This is a genomic window from Thalassotalea euphylliae, from assembly GCF_003390335.1.
Lineage (GTDB): Bacteria > Pseudomonadota > Gammaproteobacteria > Enterobacterales > Alteromonadaceae > Thalassotalea_F > Thalassotalea_F euphylliae_B.
Map to the genome: position 1 here is coordinate 3,618,639 of NZ_QUOU01000001.1, position 18,167 is coordinate 3,636,805.

17 protein-coding genes are annotated in these 18,167 nt (G+C 44.0%); 3 read left to right on the forward strand and 14 right to left on the reverse strand.

The genetic code is table 11. From position 1 onward, the window contains the following. Positions 1-85: 85 nt before the first annotated feature. The 13 genes from DXX93_RS15915 to trmJ form a co-directional block, all read right to left on the reverse strand. Positions 86-2,761: a TonB-dependent receptor plug domain-containing protein gene (locus tag DXX93_RS15915; RefSeq protein ID WP_116008964.1), complete on the reverse strand. Its 2,676-nt coding sequence runs from the start codon at positions 2,759-2,761 to the stop codon at positions 86-88. A gap of 699 nt (positions 2,762-3,460) precedes the next feature. Continuing rightward, positions 3,461-3,721 carry a cell division topological specificity factor MinE gene (gene minE, locus DXX93_RS15920; RefSeq protein ID WP_116008965.1) on the reverse strand — a complete coding sequence of 87 codons (261 nt, stop codon included), beginning with the start codon at positions 3,719-3,721 and terminating at the stop codon, positions 3,461-3,463. Between the two features lie 3 nt (positions 3,722-3,724). Next, positions 3,725-4,531, reverse strand: a complete 807-nt coding sequence (minD, locus tag DXX93_RS15925) for a septum site-determining protein MinD (protein ID WP_116001091.1) — start codon at positions 4,529-4,531, stop codon at positions 3,725-3,727. Between the two features lie 12 nt (positions 4,532-4,543). Then, on the reverse strand, positions 4,544-5,284 hold the full coding sequence (gene minC, locus DXX93_RS15930) for a septum site-determining protein MinC (RefSeq protein ID WP_116008966.1): 741 nt from the start codon (positions 5,282-5,284) through the stop codon (positions 4,544-4,546). A 324-nt stretch (positions 5,285-5,608) separates the two neighbouring features. Further along, entirely contained in the window at positions 5,609-5,947 is a 339-nt protein-coding gene (gene fdx / locus DXX93_RS15935) for an ISC system 2Fe-2S type ferredoxin (RefSeq protein WP_116001094.1), read from the reverse strand. 4 nt (positions 5,948-5,951) lie between these two features. Then, the gene (gene hscA / locus DXX93_RS15940; protein ID WP_116008967.1) at positions 5,952-7,814 is read right to left on the reverse strand and encodes a Fe-S protein assembly chaperone HscA; all 1,863 of its coding nucleotides are present in this window, start codon (positions 7,812-7,814) and stop codon (positions 5,952-5,954) included. Positions 7,815-7,989: 175 nt separating this feature from the next. Continuing rightward, positions 7,990-8,517 (reverse strand): co-chaperone HscB, encoded by a 528-nt coding sequence (gene hscB / locus DXX93_RS15945; protein ID WP_116008968.1) that lies wholly within the window; start codon positions 8,515-8,517, stop codon positions 7,990-7,992. Between the two features lie 83 nt (positions 8,518-8,600). Beyond that, positions 8,601-8,924: an iron-sulfur cluster assembly protein IscA gene (gene iscA, locus DXX93_RS15950; RefSeq protein ID WP_116008969.1), complete on the reverse strand. Its 324-nt coding sequence runs from the start codon at positions 8,922-8,924 to the stop codon at positions 8,601-8,603. 74 nt (positions 8,925-8,998) lie between these two features. Next, positions 8,999-9,382, reverse strand: coding sequence for a Fe-S cluster assembly scaffold IscU (iscU, locus tag DXX93_RS15955; protein ID WP_116008970.1), 384 nt, complete (start codon positions 9,380-9,382; stop codon positions 8,999-9,001). Positions 9,383-9,408: 26 nt separating this feature from the next. After that, entirely contained in the window at positions 9,409-10,623 is a 1,215-nt protein-coding gene (locus DXX93_RS15960; RefSeq protein WP_116008971.1) for an IscS subfamily cysteine desulfurase, read from the reverse strand. A 36-nt stretch (positions 10,624-10,659) separates the two neighbouring features. Then, on the reverse strand, positions 10,660-11,163 hold the full coding sequence (iscR, locus tag DXX93_RS15965) for a Fe-S cluster assembly transcriptional regulator IscR (RefSeq protein WP_116008972.1): 504 nt from the start codon (positions 11,161-11,163) through the stop codon (positions 10,660-10,662). A 236-nt stretch (positions 11,164-11,399) separates the two neighbouring features. Next, the gene (gene cysE, locus DXX93_RS15970) at positions 11,400-12,209 is read right to left on the reverse strand and encodes a serine O-acetyltransferase (RefSeq protein ID WP_116008973.1); all 810 of its coding nucleotides are present in this window, start codon (positions 12,207-12,209) and stop codon (positions 11,400-11,402) included. A gap of 179 nt (positions 12,210-12,388) precedes the next feature. Then, positions 12,389-13,228 carry a tRNA (cytosine(32)/uridine(32)-2'-O)-methyltransferase TrmJ gene (gene trmJ / locus DXX93_RS15975; RefSeq protein ID WP_181902238.1) on the reverse strand — a complete coding sequence of 280 codons (840 nt, stop codon included), beginning with the start codon at positions 13,226-13,228 and terminating at the stop codon, positions 12,389-12,391. Between the two features lie 395 nt (positions 13,229-13,623). On the opposite strand from trmJ, the gene DXX93_RS15980 reads away from it, so the two are divergent. Together DXX93_RS15980 and suhB are read left to right on the forward strand one after the other, a co-directional pair. Continuing rightward, a complete protein-coding gene (locus tag DXX93_RS15980; RefSeq protein ID WP_116008974.1) occupies positions 13,624-14,466 on the forward strand; it encodes an HDOD domain-containing protein in 843 nt (280 codons plus the stop codon). Positions 14,467-14,629: 163 nt separating this feature from the next. Continuing rightward, positions 14,630-15,433 (forward strand): inositol-1-monophosphatase, encoded by an 804-nt coding sequence (gene suhB, locus DXX93_RS15985; protein WP_116008975.1) that lies wholly within the window; start codon positions 14,630-14,632, stop codon positions 15,431-15,433. Between the two features lie 132 nt (positions 15,434-15,565). Here suhB and DXX93_RS15990 read toward each other — a convergent pair whose 3' ends face one another. After that, positions 15,566-16,996, reverse strand: a complete 1,431-nt coding sequence (locus DXX93_RS15990; protein ID WP_116008976.1) for a M20/M25/M40 family metallo-hydrolase — start codon at positions 16,994-16,996, stop codon at positions 15,566-15,568. 350 nt (positions 16,997-17,346) lie between these two features. Here DXX93_RS15990 and cobA point away from each other — a divergent pair, with 350 nt between their 5' ends. Beyond that, positions 17,347-18,153 (forward strand): uroporphyrinogen-III C-methyltransferase, encoded by an 807-nt coding sequence (cobA, locus tag DXX93_RS15995; protein ID WP_116008977.1) that lies wholly within the window; start codon positions 17,347-17,349, stop codon positions 18,151-18,153. The last annotated feature ends 14 nt before the right edge of the window (positions 18,154-18,167 follow it).

Below are 18,167 nucleotides of genomic sequence, written 5' to 3' on the forward strand. Positions count from 1 at the left end.
TACGTCTTCTTCATACCACATAAAAAGGGAGCATCTCTGCTCCCTTATCACTTTAGCTTTTCTATCAAGTAATCACTTGAGAACGTTAAAACTCCATGGCAAAACGAGCATAAAGCTGACGACCTCTTGGATCGTGTACTTTTGAATCAAAGCCTGAGTTAGTGAATACCTGAGGAGGCTCTTCATCTGTTATGTTTGTTCCCCCTATTGTTAAAACATAACTGGTATCTGTGTCATAAATCGAGCCTAAGTCGACATTGTATTGGAAATCGACCGTGACATGGCTATCAATTTGCTTAAAGCCAACCGTGCATTGTTCATCAAATTCATTACCATCAGCACAGTTTTGGTCATCATCATAGCTATCTATGTAGCGGACAAACATGTTAGCTGAATGGTTTTCTACCGCCCAGTTAAGCCCAAAGTTAACTCTTAACTCAGGCGTTGAAACACCTATGTTGTTAAAGTTTCTCAACCCTACGCCATCGATGTCACCAGCTTGTGGATCTGTTAGGTCGTAATCAACAATATAGGTCGCATTGATACTCGGCGTAATTTGACCAAACTCAGTATCAATTCGATAGCTACTCACCAAATCCAAGCCTGCTGTTTCCAGTGAGTTAGCATTTACATAGGTTGTATTTACTCGCAGTATTGGCCCGTTTAATGGATCACCCGCTCGAACCACACGTTCGGTATCTTGCGGGCTAGCATTAAGGATTGCTTGAAAGCTTTCTTGAATAATGAGATCTTCAAACTCAAAGCTCCAGTAATCCAATTCAATTGAAAAATCGTCAACTGGCTCTAACGAGAAGCCCAAATTGTAAGCAGTAGATTCTTCAGGAACTAAACCTTCGTTACCGCTTGCTCTAACGCCAGCAAAGGCTGTTGAACCGGTGAGTGGATCTACTAATTCATTTAATGATGTAGCCCCACCGTCCCTTTGGAAAATCGATGGTGCTCGGAATGAAGTAGACACTGAACCACGTAGTGAGAAACTTTCATTAACGCGCCATGAGGCTGCAAATTTAGGATCAACCGTATCACCAGTTGTTCCACCGTAGTCTTCATAGCGCACCGCGAGTTGTACATCCAAATCTTCTGTAAGAGGCAATGCAACTTCAGCAAACGCCGCCCAAGTATCTTGGTCACCTTCAATATCGGCATTACCAATAACAAACGAGAATCGGTCCTGATTTGATAGGGCATCATAATCTTGAGTGAGGTCTTGATAGCGGTATTGAATGCCAAATGCAATACCAGCAGTCCCAGCATCCATGTCAAACAAATCCATTGAAACCAGCGCTTCTGCAACTTGCAAATTAGACTCAGAATCAATTTGCTGCTGAGCCGTAAAAGAATTAATTACATTTTGTGAGTTCGGTGAGGAAGTGTATGAGGTCGCGAATGGGTTAAAATATTCACAAGCACCAACACCTGGGCTACCCGTGAATGGATCACACCCTTGGCCACCAAAGCCATTAAGCGCATTTTGAAACTCTTGCGCTAGGGTATCATTAACCGTAAATAAGAAGTCGTTACGCGCTGCAGTATAACTTAGCTCCCAAAAACCATCTTCTAATTCACCAGTCAGTGTTGTGTTAATACGTGCAGTATCAGATTCGGTATTGGCAGGATCTCCTGGCGCACCAAAGCCAATAGCACGGCCAAAAAAGGATACTGGAATATTAAATATATTATTTGGATGATCCGCTGGCACGGTTGGGAAGGTTAAAATAGGGAATGAAGGTGAACCGCCGCGCTCTGCTCTGTTGCGCGCATAGCTTACTTCTGTCGTCCATTTTATATCGTCAGAAAAATCTTTTGTTGCCTTGAAGTATGACGACACACGAGATTCATCAGCTACATATGAATAGGTTCTAACAAAGTCAAAACCACAGAAGCCTACATCCAGTCCTGGTACAGTTCCAGCAGGGCGTATAATCTGAGGAAAACCACCAAACTCAGCACAGCCTGTTGGATCAATAATCGGTGCAGGCCCGATAAAGAATGAACCTGGGTTACCCAAGGCACTAACATCATCTTCAATTCGGCTTAGCCTGCGATCGCTAACAAACATAGGTGAGCGGTTAGTATAACTTACCGCAGCCATTAAGCTGCTATCGTCATTAACAGTGCCCCATAAACCTTGTATCACATACTCTTTGTTATCGCCGTATTTACCATCTTGATATTCAGCCGTAACTTTGACACCTTCATAGTCATTTTTGGTAATAAAGTTCACTACACCTGCAACCGCGTCAGAGCCATACAGTGCTGACGCACCATCTTTAACGATTTCCATACGACCAATCGCAATCATAGGCACAAGCGAACTCGTATCAACAAAGTTCACCCCCCCATTATTAGGCTGGGCGGTAACCACCTGTCGCTTGTTATTCAACAGTACTAAGGTTGATGCGACGCCAAGCCCCCTTAGGTTGATATTTGAGGTACCTGCTGTTGCGTTTTGCGTAAACGCGTCAGGGTTGTTCTCTGCTCCAGTATTGATGGTCAAGGTTTGAGTGATATCACTAATATTTTTCGCCCCTAACGCGTCGATCGCAACGCTATCGACAACCGCCAAGGGAGAAGGTGATTCGAAGTTTTCGCTACGGCGAACGAAACTACCAGTCACAACAATAAGTTCAACTTCTTGTTCTTCGGCACTCGTTTCTTGTTGAGCAAAGACTATTGGGTTTGGCAACAGGGTTGCGGCCACTATTGCACTAATAGCGCTTATTCGTGTTTTTAGTTCCATGTAGACACCTGTATGTTGTTGTTATAATGAGCCATGGCGTCTTGTTTTGTCATATTAATAATTAAAAACGCACAGCTACTCAAAATATAGACAGCCGCACTAGATTGTTCAATCTTCAACCTCCTTTAAAAACAGATAGATAGGTTATTTATTTGAAGTATTTATTCTATTTTTAGCATGCCAACAACCTCAGTTTAAATGTGTCAAAAAATGTCCAATGATGAGCACATTTACGCGACTTCATGCTAAACCGTTGAACAACAAAGAGGAGCTTTTGCTCGAAAAAGCTTTCTACAGCCACATTTTTTTCTTAATGCAGAAAGCAAGAGACCAGTAAAAATCAGCGAAAACATAATCACTGTTTATTTTAATTATTCACAAAATACATCCACAAATTAACAGCCAAGTCTAAAGTGACCTAACGGGAAAAATAGATTTCTTAATTGTAGCGCTACTCTAAATTAGTAGAGCGAATTCACTGATATAAATATCTTTAATATTCAAAGACTTCTACAGGGTAGATTAAACGAGGTAAGAGTTAAGTTTGAACAACTTGAGTACTATTGAGCAGAAGGAAAAAACTGAAAGTTAACATTGGAATTGGCAGAAATGGACAAAAGCCGAGTGTCAATTACGCAGTCATGCTTTGCATCAATTGACACTGAGCTATTCACACTCGGCTATTGGAGCAAGATGGATTTAGCTTTTTTCCGGTAAAGTTACATTGAGTTCCAATACCGCTAAATCATCATCTTTTTGTTCAAGTTGTACTGACACCTGATCAGAGTTAATGCTAGGTACATACTTGCTGATCACCTCAATGATGTCACGCTTCATCTGTGGCAAATAATCAGGCCCTGAACGCGCATTGCGCTCATGCGCAACGATAATTTGTAATCGCTCTTTGGCTAGCGACGCAGAGGTTTTCTTCGAAGAACGAAAATAATCTAATAATGCCATCACTTAGCTCCCAAATAAGCGGTTTAATAATCCCTTCTTTTTCGCCGTTAAAAAGCGAAAATCAACTTTTTCACCCAATAGTCGCTCAACGGCATCGATATAAGCTTGGCCAGCATCGCTTTGCTCATCCAAAATCACCGGCTGTCCAGCATTTGACGCACTTAATACAGCTTTTGATTCAGGGATAACACCGATTAACTCAATCGCTAAAATCTCTTTGACATCTTCAACGCTCAGCATTTCGCCCATATCAACGCGCTCTGGGTTATAGCGCGTCAATAACAAATGCTCAGGAATACTGCTACCTTGCTCTGCATGACGAGACTTGCTTTGCAAAATACCTAAAATACGATCAGAATCACGTACCGATGATACCTCTGGATTGGTGACCACAATCGCTTCATCAGCAAAATAAAGTGCCATTTGTGCCCCAGCTTCAATACCCGCTGGCGAATCACATAAAATGTAGTCGAAGTCTTTACTTAAATCGTCAAGCACCTTGCCAACGCCTTCTTTAGTCAAGGCATCCTTATCACGGGTTTGTGAAGCGGGCAGAATGTATAAATTCTCTACTCGCTTATCTTTGATCAGTGCTTGATTTAAGTTTGCTTCACCATTGATCACATTGACGAAGTCGTACACCACTCGGCGCTCGACCCCCATGATCAGATCTAGGTTACGCAAACCAATATCGAAATCGAGAATAACGGTTTTTTTACCTTTTAACGCCAACCCCGTGCCAATTGCCGCACTTGACGTAGTTTTGCCAACACCACCTTTACCCGATGTCACTACAATAATTTTTGCCATACAGCTCTTCCTTTATTTTAAATCTTCTACGGTTAACTGATCATCTACCAACCTAACGCTGGCGGCCTGTGCCCAAGCTTTATCCTGCAACGAATCACTCAACCAATAATTGCCGTTAATCGAAACCAGCTCTGCTTGTAAATTGCTACAATAAATACGAGCGCTGGTGTCACCTTTTGCCCCCGCAATGGCGCGGCCGCGTAAAGTGCCATAAATATGAATATTGCCATCCGCTATCACTTCAGCCCCAGCACTAACTTGCCCTTTGATGATAAGGTCAGTATCTTTTGCGTATATTTGCTGGCCAGAGCGAATGGTATGTTCGACGACTTTAGCCGGCTGAAAAACTGGCTTTTCTACTAATTTTTCAACCGTTCTTTCAACGACTTTCTCGATAACTTGATCTGGTTTATTTGTCGCTGTTGGCTTAGTTGAGCTGACTTTATCTTGGCTATGAGCAACGACCGCAAGCCCAGCCTCTTTGGCCACCGCTTTTTGTGCTTTATTACCACCGCTAATACCAACAAAAATAAAGTCATGGCGCTCTACCACCGCCTTGATAGCCGTGAAATCAATATCGATGTCTACCAAGGCAGATATATTGATAATTAGTGGGGCGCGATGGAAAAATCCTGGGGCTTGCTCAACCTTGGCTTTTAGCCAAGCAGACAATTTATTCAAATCGTACTCTGTCATCTGCAGAGCAGACAGCGTAAACAAACTCCCTTTGAGTTCAAACTCAGCTTGCGACATAAACTAGAAAACTCCAAAACCACTCAACCAGATGTCAACACTGATCAGAACGAAACTCCCATAACTGGGATTGATGATGAAATGGTATAGCCACCGATCGTCGATAGCAAGTAGAAATAACGCTTTCAGGCCGATTGGTTATTAAGTAAAAGGTTTTAGCATCCACTTTGTAGGCTTTTGATTGCTATGCTGTTGGCAGGCCTTGGAGTTAAGGGCTATTTTCACACCAAGCATCACTATTAGCGCCTCTAGCGCCAAAAAGAAAAAGGGTAATAACATTGCTGCTATTACCCTTTTGTAATGCTTAGAAGATTAAATTAAGAACTAATGATTTTCCGACACCATATTGACTGTGTACTTGGGAATTTCCACGACTAAGTCTTCATCTTTAATAATCGCTTGGCAACCTAAGCGAGATTCAGGCTCTAAGCCCCAAGCTTTGTCGAGCATATCGTCTTCTAGCTCATCTGATTCATCCAGTGAATCGAAACCTTCACGGATGATGACGTGACACGTTGTACAGGCGCAGACTTTTTCACAGGCGTGTTCAATGCCAATGTCGTTTTTAAGGGCAACGTTTAATACGCTCTCGCCCTGCTCTGCTTCAACAACTGCGCCGTCTGGGCAAAGTTCTTCGTGTGGTAAGAAAATAATTTGTGGCATGCTTTTACACCTTATCTACCGATTGGCCGGCCAGCGCAACGCGTATTGATGAGTCCATACGCTTTTCGGCAAAGCTTGCCGTTACCTGGTTAACCACTTCAATTTGTTGTTCAATATCGTCAGTTGCCGTTGTTTTTGCGACCGCTTCTAACGTCGTTAACGCCGCTTCAATTTTTTCAATTTCTTCAGCATTTAAAAGTTGTTTATCGGCATCGAGTGCCGCTCGCACTGATTCCAATACTCGCGCCGCTTCAACTTGTTGCTCTTTGAGCATACGCGCTTGCATATCTTGCTTGGCATTGGTCATCGAGTCTTTGATCATATTGGCGATTTGATTTTCTTCAAGGCCAAATGATGGTTTAACTTCAATACTGGCTTCCACACCGGTTGATTTTTCCATGGCGCTAACCTCTAACAGGCCATCAGCATCCACTTTAAAAGTTACGCGAATATGGGCAGCGCCAGCCGCCATTGCGGGAATACCGCGAAGTTCAAAGCGCGCTAATGAGCGACATGCATCCACTAGCTCACGCTCACCTTGTAGTACGTGAATCGACATCGCCGTTTGGCCGTCTTTAAACGTGGTAAATTCTTGCGCCTTAGCGACAGGAATGGTGGTGTTACGTTGAATCACCTTTTCTACTAACCCGCCCATGGTTTCTAAACCTAGCGATAATGGAATGACATCGAGCAGTAGCATATCGCTGTCAGGCTTATTGCCAGCCAAGATATCCGCTTGAATTGCCGCGCCAATTGCGACCACTTTATCAGGATCAATTGACGTTAGCGGCTGTTGACCGAAAAACTTTGCAACTTCACTGCGCACCAGCGGTACGCGCGTTGAGCCACCGACCATGACCACTTCAATCACCTCATCGGTTGCAACATCGGCATCTTTTAGAGCGCGGCGACAGGCGCGAAGCGTTTGATTAACTAGCTTGGCAATCAATGAGTCAAAGGTTGTTTTGGTTAGTTCATGTTGCCAAGACTCACCATTTTCTAGCGCTAAGGTCACCGTGTGTTGCTCAGCGTTAGACAGGGCTTCTTTAGCTAAACACGCTTGCTGGTTAATTCGGCGCTCCATTGAAGCTGAAAGCGGGCGCTCAAGGCCAGCTTGCGCCACTAAGTAGTCAGCCACGGCGATATCAAAGTCATCACCACCTAAGGCTGAATCACCACCGGTTGCGAGCACTTCAAAGACACCTTTGTTCAAGCGAAGGATCGATATATCGAACGTACCGCCACCTAGGTCATAAACAGCAATCACGCCTTCTTTGCCCGAGTCTAAACCGTAAGCGACAGCAGCAGCGGTTGGCTCGTTAAGTAAGCGCAGTACATTCAAGCCAGCTAATTTTGCTGCATCTTTGGTACTTTGACGTTGGGCATCATCGAAGTACGCAGGTACTGTGATCACCGCCCCTACTAGCTCACCACCTAGCGCTGATTCTGCGCGCTCGCGCAGTTTAGTTAAGACTTCACCAGACACTTGCACGGGATTAATTTGCCCTTGGCGAGTGATTAATTCTGGGTGGTTTTCATCGCCACCGAATTCGTATGGCAAGGTTGGATATTTACTTTGAATATCGGCAAGTGAGCGGCCAATTAAACGCTTGGCAGACACTATCGTATTTTGCGGGTCAACTACGGCGAATTCTTTTGCCGCGTAACCCACCAAAATTTGATCCGCTTGATAACTAACAATAGACGGTAAAATATCTTGGCCGTTTTCATCTTTCAACGTTGTACTTTCACCACTTTGCACACTGGCAACTAGGGAATTGGTGGTGCCTAAGTCAATACCTACGGCAAGGCGGTGTTCATGAGGGACAGTACTTTGACCGGGTTCTGCGATTTGTAATAACGCCATGGCAGTCTCTAATTTCGATATTCTTAATTAATTTGATGGTTTGGCTGGGCTTACGTCTACTCTTGAGAAATTACATTTGCCTTACTCAAGCTATCAAGAGTAGACATAAGCCTAACCAAATTTACGTATTACGCTGATTTACGTTAAAGGTGCTTCGTTTTCAATCAGCTATTTTCTAGCTTTCGAACAATGAATCTTCCAAACGATCGAGTTCAACGTTTAATTTGTGATAGAACTTGAGCTTGCGTAAAATTTCACTTGCCTCTTGGTTAGCGTCAGCGGTTTGCGCAGCCAACTTAACCTGCATCGCTTTGTATAGCTCAGTAAATTCAGTTTCAAGCACCTGATTCGTTTCAAAAATAGCGGCATCAATATCATCGGCAAATTTCACTTCCGCGAGCATTTCTCGTAGCTCCATTTGGCGCATCAAAAACAAGTTGTCTTTGAACGATGCCTGTTCGTTAGGCATATCAGTACCGCGCAACGTCAGCATATATTCGGCACGCTTTAAGGGGGTTTTCAGGGTTTGGTAGGCGTCATTGATAAGCGACGATTTTTGCACTGCTAGCAGTTGTTCTTGGCTAGAGGCATGAGCGAAGCGGTCAGGGTGAACGCTTCGCTGCAGTTGTTGATAAACTTGCGTTAAGTGAGAGGTATCAATGTTGAATTTCTCGTCAAGCGCAAACAATTCAAAGTAATTCAAAACAACTCCACTTATGTCTTACAAATTACAATCTAATAAACTAAAGATGCTCAGTTAAGTAACCATAGTTAACCTTGGCAAGGTTAAACGTTAAAGCTCTCACCGCAACCACATTCGCCTTTGGCATTCGGGTTGGTGAATTTGAAGCCTTCGTTTAGCCCTTCTTTAACAAAGTCCAACTCAACGCCTTGAAGATGTATTAAGCTTTTGCCATCGATAATGATGTTGACATCATCAATCGCATATAGCTCGTCGTCTTCGTTAAGCTCATCAACAAATTCTAACACGTAGGCAAGACCAGAGCAGCCAGTAGTTTTAATACCTAAACGCAAGCCAAGGCCTTTACCTCGATTGGCTAGAAAAGATCTAACGCGATCTGCTGCTGCTGTTGTCATGGTTACTGCCATAAATACCTCTAAGCTGTATGCCTTGTTTTCTGAATGTCTTGCCTAATGGCTTTGTGTTAGCCTGCTAAGCGCTACTAGTTAGACTGTTTAGTCTGGTAGTCTTCAAGCGCTGCTTTAATTGCGTCTTCCGCTAAGATAGAGCAGTGAATTTTCACCGGCGGTAATGCCAGTTCTTCAGCAATCGCGGTGTTTTTAATCTCTGCTGCTTCCTCAATGCTCTTGCCTTTTACCCACTCTGTTACCAGTGAGCTTGAAGCGATTGCCGAGCCACAACCGTAGGTTTTGAATTTTGCGTCTTCAATAATACCTGCATCAGATATTTTTAGTTGCAGCTTCATGACGTCGCCACAAGCTGGTGCACCAACCATACCGGTCGCTACTTGTGGGTCGTTTTTGTCTAGAGAGCCAACGTTACGCGGGTTCTCGTAATGATCGATTACTTTTTCACTGTATGCCATTATTCTTTACTCCTAGCTGTCAGCGCTTAGTGCGCTACCCACTCAACTGATTCTAAATCGATACCGTCTTGGAACATTTCCCATAACGGCGACATTTCACGTAGGTGACCAATTGCGTTTTGAATTAATTCAATTGCGTAATCCACTTCTTCTTCCGTTGTGAAACGGCCGAAACTAAAGCGAATTGAGCTGTGTGCTAGCTCGTCGTTCAAACCTAACGCACGTAATACATACGAAGGTTCTAAGCTTGCAGATGTACAAGCAGAGCCACTTGATACCGCTAAGTCTTTCAGCGCCATGATTAACGACTCACCTTCAACAAAGTTGAAGCTAACGTTTAAGTTACCTGGGTAACGTTTGTCAAAGTCGCCATTAACGAATACTTGTTCCATGTCTTTGATGCCAGCCCATAAGCGATCACGCATTTTAGTCACGTGCTCTAGGTCTTGCGCCATTTCTTCTTTGGCAATGCGGAAGGCTTCACCCATACCCACGATTTGGTGTGTCGGTAAAGTACCACTGCGCATACCGCGCTCATGACCACCACCGTGAATTTGTGACTCTAAACGAATACGCGGCTTACGACGCACGTACAGCGCACCAATACCTTTCGGGCCATAAATTTTGTGGGCTGAGAATGACATCAAGTCAACTTTTAAGTTCTGCATGTCAATTGGCAGCTTACCAGCACTTTGCGCGGCATCTACGTGGAACACGATTTTACGTGCACGACACATTTCACCAATTTCTTGAATGTCTTGAACCACACCAATCTCGTTATTGATGTGCATGATAGAAACAAGCACAGTATCTTCGCGCATCGCTGCTGCTAGCTTGTTTAAGTCAATTAAACCGTTTGCTTCTGGGTCTAAGTAAGTGACCTCATAGCCGTGACGCTCCAGTTCACGGGTGGTGTCGAGTACCGCTTTGTGCTCTGTTTTACAGGTAATAATGTGCTTACCTTTTTTGCTGTAGAACTGCGCCGCGCCTTTGATTGCAAGGTTGTTTGATTCAGTAGCACCTGAAGTGAATACGATTTCACGCGCGTCAGCATTAATTAAGTCAGCGATTTGGTTACGTGCAATATCAACAGCTTCTTCTGCCTGCCAACCAAATTTGTGCGAGCGTGACGCTGGGTTACCATAATGGCCATCCGTTGTAAGGTACGCCATCATTTTCTCGGCGACGCGTTTGTCTACTGGTGTAGTAGCTGAATAGTCAAAATAAATCGGTAATTTCATGGATTCGTATTCTCCAATATGAATAACAGCTGGTGATTACCAGTCGTTTACTATCTTCTGGGTTGCAATCAAGGTTTCGAGTCCACTGTCAGCTGTGCTTTGCTGATCTTTGTCCTGACGCTGTGAAACCGATTTTACATCTCTCTGTTCGACGAGCTCTGCCAAAGAAATGTTTTGTAAAAACTCTTCAATTCGCTTGCTTAGGTCTGACCAAAGCGTGTGCGTTAAACACTGATTTCCGCCTTGGCAATTACCTTGCCCCATACATTTAGTGGCATCTACGCTTTCATCAACAGCGCTGATCACATCAGCAACCGCGATTTGCGCCGAACACTTTCCTAAGCGATAACCACCACCCGGGCCACGAACACTGGTGACTAAACCGTGTTTGCGCAAGCGCGAAAATAATTGTTCTAGGTAAGAAAGAGATATCCCTTGTCTTTCAGAAATATCAGCCAGAGGCACAGGACCAGAGGCAGCGTGAATCGCTACATCTAACATCGCTGTTACGGCATAACGCCCTTTGGAAGTTAATTTCATAGTGTGCCCTAGTTAATTTGCCGCGCAATTTTACATAACCTAGTAAATTAGTCAAACAAATACCTGAGTAATTTACTCAAGTATTTTAGATTCTAGTGTGGAATTGAGTCAAGAAATACTTGAGCATTTTACTCAAGTATTTTACAAAGAAAGATTAAGTAGCTGATTAACTTTCGGTTTTTAACCGAAAATTGTTGAATATAGTTAGCCAAATAACCTGCAGTGTCGTGTTAACGCTAAATTTTAGGGTCAAAAGATTCTACGGTTTTCATCCGGCGAGCTGCTGCTTTTTGCTCGTCTTCAACAAATTCGCCAATGCGTAACTCAGGTAGTTCTTTATCACAAACATTGCCACCCAAGTTATTCACCTCTTTGCATAAATCACCGACTTTGTTATCCATTAGGTGAATGTGATCAAGCAAACGACCTATCGCTTTAGCTACGGGATCTGGGTTGTCTTCTGACACCGCATAGGCGTCGAAACCATACTTTTTCGCCACTTCGTCGCGAGCACCATTATGCTGTTTTTTGCCATTGGTGTTAACAATCTTGCCCGGTATCCCGACAGCTGTTGAGTTAGCAGGCACATCTTTGACGACCACAGAGTTTGAGCCTACTTTACCGCCATCACCAATGGTAATAGGGCCTAGCACTTTAGCACCTGCGCCAATGACCACATTATTACCTAGCGTGGGGTGGCGCTTGCCTTCTTTCCAGCTGGTTCCCCCTAAGGTAACGCCTTGGTAAAGGGTAACGTCATCACCAATTTCAGCGGTACCGCCGATCACAATACCCATGCCATGATCGATGAAAAAGCGACGGCCAATCGTCGCCCCCGGATGAATTTCAATGCCCGTTAACCAACGTGAAAAGGTTGAAATACTGCGCGCTAACCACTTCCAGTCACGCTTCCAAAGCTTATGCGAAACACGGTGAAACCAAACGGCATGTAAACCTGGGTAATTGGTCAGCACCTCGAAACTGTTACGCGCAGCTGGGTCGCGATCAAAGACACTGTTAATATCTTCTTTGATTCGGCTAAACATATTTCTTCCTAATATCTATCGTGGGTTCTTTTTATTTTCTGACGTTAAAGCTCAACTTGCATTAATAACACAATCGGCTAAACACTCAATCGGTTTTAGTTAACCACCCAATAACACCGAGTTATTCGATTACAATTTAAAACAATTAATTTGCTCACCAAGCGCTTTTAGTTAGCCTATTAATCGCTTTTTTGCTCACTCTTGCTTTCATCACTGTGATTGGCAAATTTAGTATTGGCTAACTGTTTCGCCGTTTTTTCAACGGATGACAAAATACCACGCCACATTTTAACTTCTTTGGTGTCTGGGCGAGCGCGGTTAATAAAGCGACGAAGTTTCGTCATCACTAAACCCGGATGACTAGGCACAATAAAGCCAGTTGCCTTTAACGCCTCTTCAAAATGAGCAAACATACGCTCGGTTTCTTCTACTACTGGGTACTCTTCATCGTCGCTATGGTCAGAAGCTTTAGCGTACTGAGCCTCAGTAGCGGCTAGGTAAGCCATACGCACCTCATAACTCAGGGTTTGTACTGCCATCGCCAAGTTCAACGAACTGTAATCTGGGTTTGCTGGAATTTGTACGTGAAAATGACAAAGCTGTAACTCTTCGTTGGTTAAGCCACTGCTTTCACGACCAAACACTAACGCCACAGGGTAGTCAGGCACTTCGGCAATTAATTTTTCACCACAACTACGCGGCTCTAGCATTGGCCACGGCAAAGTTCGTGAGCGCGCACTTGTCCCCACAACTAGCCCACAGTCTGCAATTGCCTCTTCCAGTGTGTTTACCACTTTTACATTGGCCAATACATCGGTAGCGCCGGCAGCTAATGCCTGCGCTTGCCCGTTCGGCATTTCAATTGGATCGACTAGCACAAGTTGGCTTAACCCCATGGTTTTCATGGCGCGCGCTGCTGAACCAATGTTTCGACAATCAGAGGTGTTGACTAGCACAATTTTAACATTGCTTAGATTTGGCATTTTCGGTGATGTGTTTGCGGTAGAGTCGTTTGACATTATAACAATCTAGATGGCTAAAAATTTCAGCATTTTATCATAAGAAAAGCCGAGTTGATCTTTGTATTTTGCATTTTATTACCATCGCTCGCTATTTTGATTCGATCTCATTTAGTGCGATTTGTTCTAATTGACCATCAGCATTAACGTCGATTGACCTAGGTCAAGCAAGTTAAAACAACGTACAAAATTAAACAATAACCCGCTAGCTTGGCGCTCATTGCTTGCGTTAGAATGCTGCGTTTTTTTATCTACGCTAGCAACTTACGTTTGTTATTGCATTAACCCTTCCAACTTAACCTGTTGAAGTTAATACATTAAAGTTACTGGCACCCCATGTGCACCTGTTGCCCTATTGAATACCTTGTTAAAACGTCAGAAGGAAAAGCCGAGCTGTGTTTAATCTTGACCAACAACAAATTAATGCTGTTATTTCCAGTTTTCAAATTCCAGTTAAACCAGAAATATTGACCGAAATGGAGTCATTGATGGAGGAGGAATATCCCGATCTAAATGACATTTCCAACCTCATTGCAAAAGATGTTGGATTATCTGCGGCAATTCTCAAGGTCATCAACTCGCCGTTTTACGGCATGAATCGACGTATTTCGGAGATAAAACAAGCGGCAATGATGCTTGGCTTAACCACGATTAAAGCACTTGTTACGGCTTTACTCCTTAAAAAGTCGTTCTCAGGTAAGGCGTGTATTTCGCTTGAGCGATTCTGGGATGATGCCATCGACACTGCTAACGCGATGCAGTTTATTGGCAATCGCGTTAAGAACGAAATCCCCGTTGATATGCTATTTACCATCGGCTTGTTTCACGATTGCGGCATTCCAATGTTGGCAATGAAATACGATGATTATAAAGACCTGCTGATCAATGCCAATCAAGCACACGAAAACTCAATTGCGTATGAAGAAAAGGCATACCAAACAAATCACGCAACACTAGGCTATTTTGTTGCCTCCTCTTGGCATTTACCTAAAGACATATGCCAAATAATTATGCGCCATCACGATGCTTCATTTATTGGCTCACCGACTTGTGGCAAAGGTGAGCTAGCATTTTGCGTATTAAAAGCCGCAGAAAACCTAACCGAGAATATCAAGCGACACGGTAACTCACCTGACTGGTCAACGTTTGGCGACAATGTGTTATCAATACTGGGTTTATCAGAAGAAGACTACCGCGACTTGATGGACGATTACAGCGAGCTTTATCACGAACAATAACATTACCCTTGATAAGTGATTAACAATTTTCGAGCAATTATTGAGCGCGTACTAGTAGTATTTACTACACTTAACTGCTAGAATGCGCGCCGCTTTGACGACGAGTGCGTTCGTCAACCCTGTTCTTTGACATGCTGTTTTACAATTTTAAATAGGTAGCCCTATGCATCCAATGCTAAATATCGCTGTTCGTGCTGCACGCTCAGCCGGAAATGTTATCGCTCGCGCATTCGAGCAATTAGACAAAGTGGAAGTTGAATCAAAAGGGACTAATGATTTAGTCACCAATATTGATAAGCAAGCTGAGCAAGTCATTATTGATACCATTCGCAAAGCTTACCCTAAGCACAGTATTGTTGGTGAAGAGCACGGCATTTTAGAAGGTGACGACACCGACTACCAATGGGTTATCGATCCACTTGATGGCACCACTAACTTTGTAAAAGGCATTCCTCATTTCGCTGTCTCTATTGCCCTTAAAGTAAAAGGCAAATTAGATCAGGCAGTTATTTTCGACCCTATTCGCGGTGAACTGTTTACTGCTAGCCGTGGTAAAGGTGCGCAATTAAACGGTTTCCGTATTCGCGTCTCAAACGCGAAAGAGCTAAACGGTGCTGTGGTTGCGACGGGTTTCCCATTCAAGAAAAAGCAACACACTGACGCTTACCTCAACATGTTCAAAGCTATGTTCAGTAAAACTGCTGACATGCGCCGCGCAGGCTCTGCTGCGCTTGACTTAGCTTATGTTGCTGCTGGCCGTGTTGATGGCTACTTCGAAATTGGCTTAAAGCCATGGGACACAGCAGCCGGTGAATTATTAGTTGTTGAAGCTGGTGGCCTAGTGAGTGACTTTGTTGGCGGTAACAACCACGCAAAATCAGGCAATATCGTTGCTGGTAGCACTAAAGTACTGCGTGAGATTTTAAAAGATATTCGTCCTTTCCTAGGCGACAGCCTGAGCAAATAGACGAAAGCTTAAACAATAAGCAAGACTTTATAGTCGAATAAAGTAAAGCCGCTTATCGAGAGATAAGCGGCTTTATTTATATCAAACTAATGCAATTGAACTCATTCAATTGAACATAGCCAACCAACTTATTTATTCATAACCACCAAACGAACCCGCTGGCCCTGGAAATACCACAGGCGATTCAAAGCCGTCTTTGGCAACACTGCTGACACCAAAAAAGTAGTTATCAATCACAATATTCTCTAACGTAAATTCACTGACATCGCCGACATATTGGCTTTTCGTCCATCTTGGTTCAGTGGTTAAGCGCCAATGAATACGGTAACCCGCAAGATTCTCAGCCATTTTCCCCGTTGGCTTTTCCCAACTGAGCGTGGTTGACGGCTGAACAGCGCCTTGAATTTTCACATTAGCTGGTGGTGCTGGCGCCCATGCCATTGCTGCAAGTGTTACCGCGTTAAGTGAAGTGAGCTTGGCATTAAAATCAAAATCAACGCCTGCTAATACATCACCGTACTCACGGCCATTTTCGGTGCGTAAGTCTTGGTGCTGACGATCATAGTGCTCATTGGTTTCCATGATACGAACCGCAGGAAACCCGACTTCATTGAACGGTCGATGATGACCGCCACGGCCGAAGCGATCAAGGCGATAGACCATCATCACATCTAAATTTGGAATGTAATCATCAGCCACCTTGTCGATATAACGTGCCACATTTCTTGATGGCGAATCGACTTCCCCCCCAGTAAAACGACGAAGTCTTGCCTCTTCTGGTGTCTCAACATAACGTACACCTTCTGAGAACACTCTGGCGGTTGTGTTGTTAATCACGCCATTGATACCTGCAATATTGCCAATCATGTCATTATTAATCACGGCTTCTACGCGCCAATTTTCTTGTTTGGCAATATCCGCCATAATTTTGCCGCCGAATAAGCCTTGCTCTTCACCCGAAAGCGCGGCATACACAATGGTGCCATCAAACTTGTGTTGTGAAAGCACTCGCGCAGCTTCGATCGCCCCCGCAACACCTGTCGCATTGTCGTTTGCGCCGGGCGAATCACTGCTAAAATCAAGTGGGTCGCTAACGCGTGAGTCAATATCGCCACTCATGACAATATAGCGATTTGGATCTGTTATCCCTCGCTGAATGGCAATCACGTTAACAACTTCGGTGGGATTAGGAATGCGTTTTTCGCCAGAAAATGTCCTTTTTTGATACATGACTTCCAAGCAGCCACCGCATTCAGTAGAGATTCTCTCAAACTCTGCTTTGATCCAACGCCGCGCAGCACCTATGCCACGCGTCTCTGAAGCGGTTTCAGCTAGCGTATGACGAGTCCCAAAGCTGACCAGTTTAGTGACATCCTGCCTGAGACGTTGAGCATTAATTTGTTTTTGAATATCGCGTAGCACCGGCTGTTCGCTCGGCGGTACTTTACCGATATCGGCAGCAGTAACCGCGAATGCTGATACTGAAGCTGCCAGCAAAGTTGAATGCACCAATACACGGTAAAATCTGCCGTATGAGTTGCTTTTAACAGGTTGGGGAAACATAGTGATTTCTCTTTTATTTATAGTTTGTTATATGTGATGAAATAAGGTTGAAATGGTTTGCTATGGCTTTCGTAGGCAGGAATTAAAAAGTCATAAGCCCAAGCCAGAGCTAAACCTAAACCCAAAACCTCAGCGACTATTTGCTCACTTAACAAACTAACCACTTACACCCCCCTCGACCAGCTCAATAAGACTAGCGGCCGCTATACTGAGATAAACGCCTGACTGGCCATTCTCATATCGCATTTTGATATATAAAGCCAATTTAAAATATAGATAACGTTATAAGAAGTGATAAAATGCAGATCAAACTGTATCAGTCGTATCAGCAATAGGTCGGTTAATTCGTTATGCCTAAAAACTTCAATCCCAATAAGCAAACATTTGTTGCAGGTGAAGCAGCGCTCGTCGGCGCAGGGCCTGGCGACCCTGATTTATTAACCTTACAGGCTTATCGCTTTATTACCCAAGCAGATGTCGCAATTTACGATCGCCTTGTAAGTGATGAAATCATGGCGCTACTGCCGCAAGGTTGTGAAAAAATTTACGTTGGTAAGAAGCAAGCTGATCACAAAGTACCGCAAGAGCGAATTAACGAAATCATTGTTGAACAAGCAAAGCTTGGCAAGCGTGTGGTGCGGTTAAAAGGCGGCGACCCATTGGTCTTTGGTCGCGGGGGCGAGGAAGCGCAATACGCGCTCAGTCAAGGCGTTGCATGCCATATTGTACCCGGTATGACCGCAGCGTCTTCGTGTGCAGCTTATGCAGGCATTCCACTGACACACCGCCAAGTATCAAGGGCCTGTACTTTAATTACGGGTCATGTGCAAAGCGACGGCAGCCTGGATTTACCTTGGTCATCATTGCAAGATAAACAGCAAACCATCGTCTTTTATATGGGCGTTAAAACCCTAGGTACAATTGTTAAGCAGTTAGAAAAAGCCGGCCGACCGTTAACTACTCCTGTTGCGCTGATTGAGCGCGGTACCACTCAGGCACAAAAGCTTGTTAAAGGCACGCTCGCGAACATAGAAAGCTTAGTTACTGAGCACAACATTAAGCCGCCTTCACTGATTATTATTGGTGATGTCGTTAATACCTTTGAACACGCGCAACTTGCTAATTTAGGCTACTTAACCCCTAGCCTTCAAGGTTAGCAAACGAGAGCTAG

Coding starts and splice junctions, on each gene's coding strand:
- iscR (WP_116008972.1), bottom strand. CDS start 11,163: ATGAAATTAACTTCCAAAGGGCGTTATGCCGTAACAGCGATGTTAGAT.
- hscA (WP_116008967.1), bottom strand. CDS start 7,814: ATGGCGTTATTACAAATCGCAGAACCCGGTCAAAGTACTGTCCCTCAT.
- minE (WP_116008965.1), bottom strand. CDS start 3,721: ATGGCATTATTAGATTATTTTCGTTCTTCGAAGAAAACCTCTGCGTCG.
- DXX93_RS15990 (WP_116008976.1), bottom strand. CDS start 16,996: ATGTTTCCCCAACCTGTTAAAAGCAACTCATACGGCAGATTTTACCGT.
- iscU (WP_116008970.1), bottom strand. CDS start 9,382: ATGGCATACAGTGAAAAAGTAATCGATCATTACGAGAACCCGCGTAAC.
- DXX93_RS15960 (WP_116008971.1), bottom strand. CDS start 10,623: ATGAAATTACCGATTTATTTTGACTATTCAGCTACTACACCAGTAGAC.
- suhB (WP_116008975.1), top strand. CDS start 14,630: ATGCATCCAATGCTAAATATCGCTGTTCGTGCTGCACGCTCAGCCGGA.
- iscA (WP_116008969.1), bottom strand. CDS start 8,924: ATGGCAGTAACCATGACAACAGCAGCAGCAGATCGCGTTAGATCTTTT.
- fdx (WP_116001094.1), bottom strand. CDS start 5,947: ATGCCACAAATTATTTTCTTACCACACGAAGAACTTTGCCCAGACGGC.
- cobA (WP_116008977.1), top strand. CDS start 17,347: ATGCCTAAAAACTTCAATCCCAATAAGCAAACATTTGTTGCAGGTGAA.
- minD (WP_116001091.1), bottom strand. CDS start 4,531: ATGGCAAAAATTATTGTAGTGACATCGGGTAAAGGTGGTGTTGGCAAA.
- trmJ (WP_181902238.1), bottom strand. CDS start 13,228: ATGTCAAACGACTCTACCGCAAACACATCACCGAAAATGCCAAATCTA.
- cysE (WP_116008973.1), bottom strand. CDS start 12,209: ATGTTTAGCCGAATCAAAGAAGATATTAACAGTGTCTTTGATCGCGAC.
- DXX93_RS15915 (WP_116008964.1), bottom strand. CDS start 2,761: ATGGAACTAAAAACACGAATAAGCGCTATTAGTGCAATAGTGGCCGCA.
- minC (WP_116008966.1), bottom strand. CDS start 5,284: ATGTCGCAAGCTGAGTTTGAACTCAAAGGGAGTTTGTTTACGCTGTCT.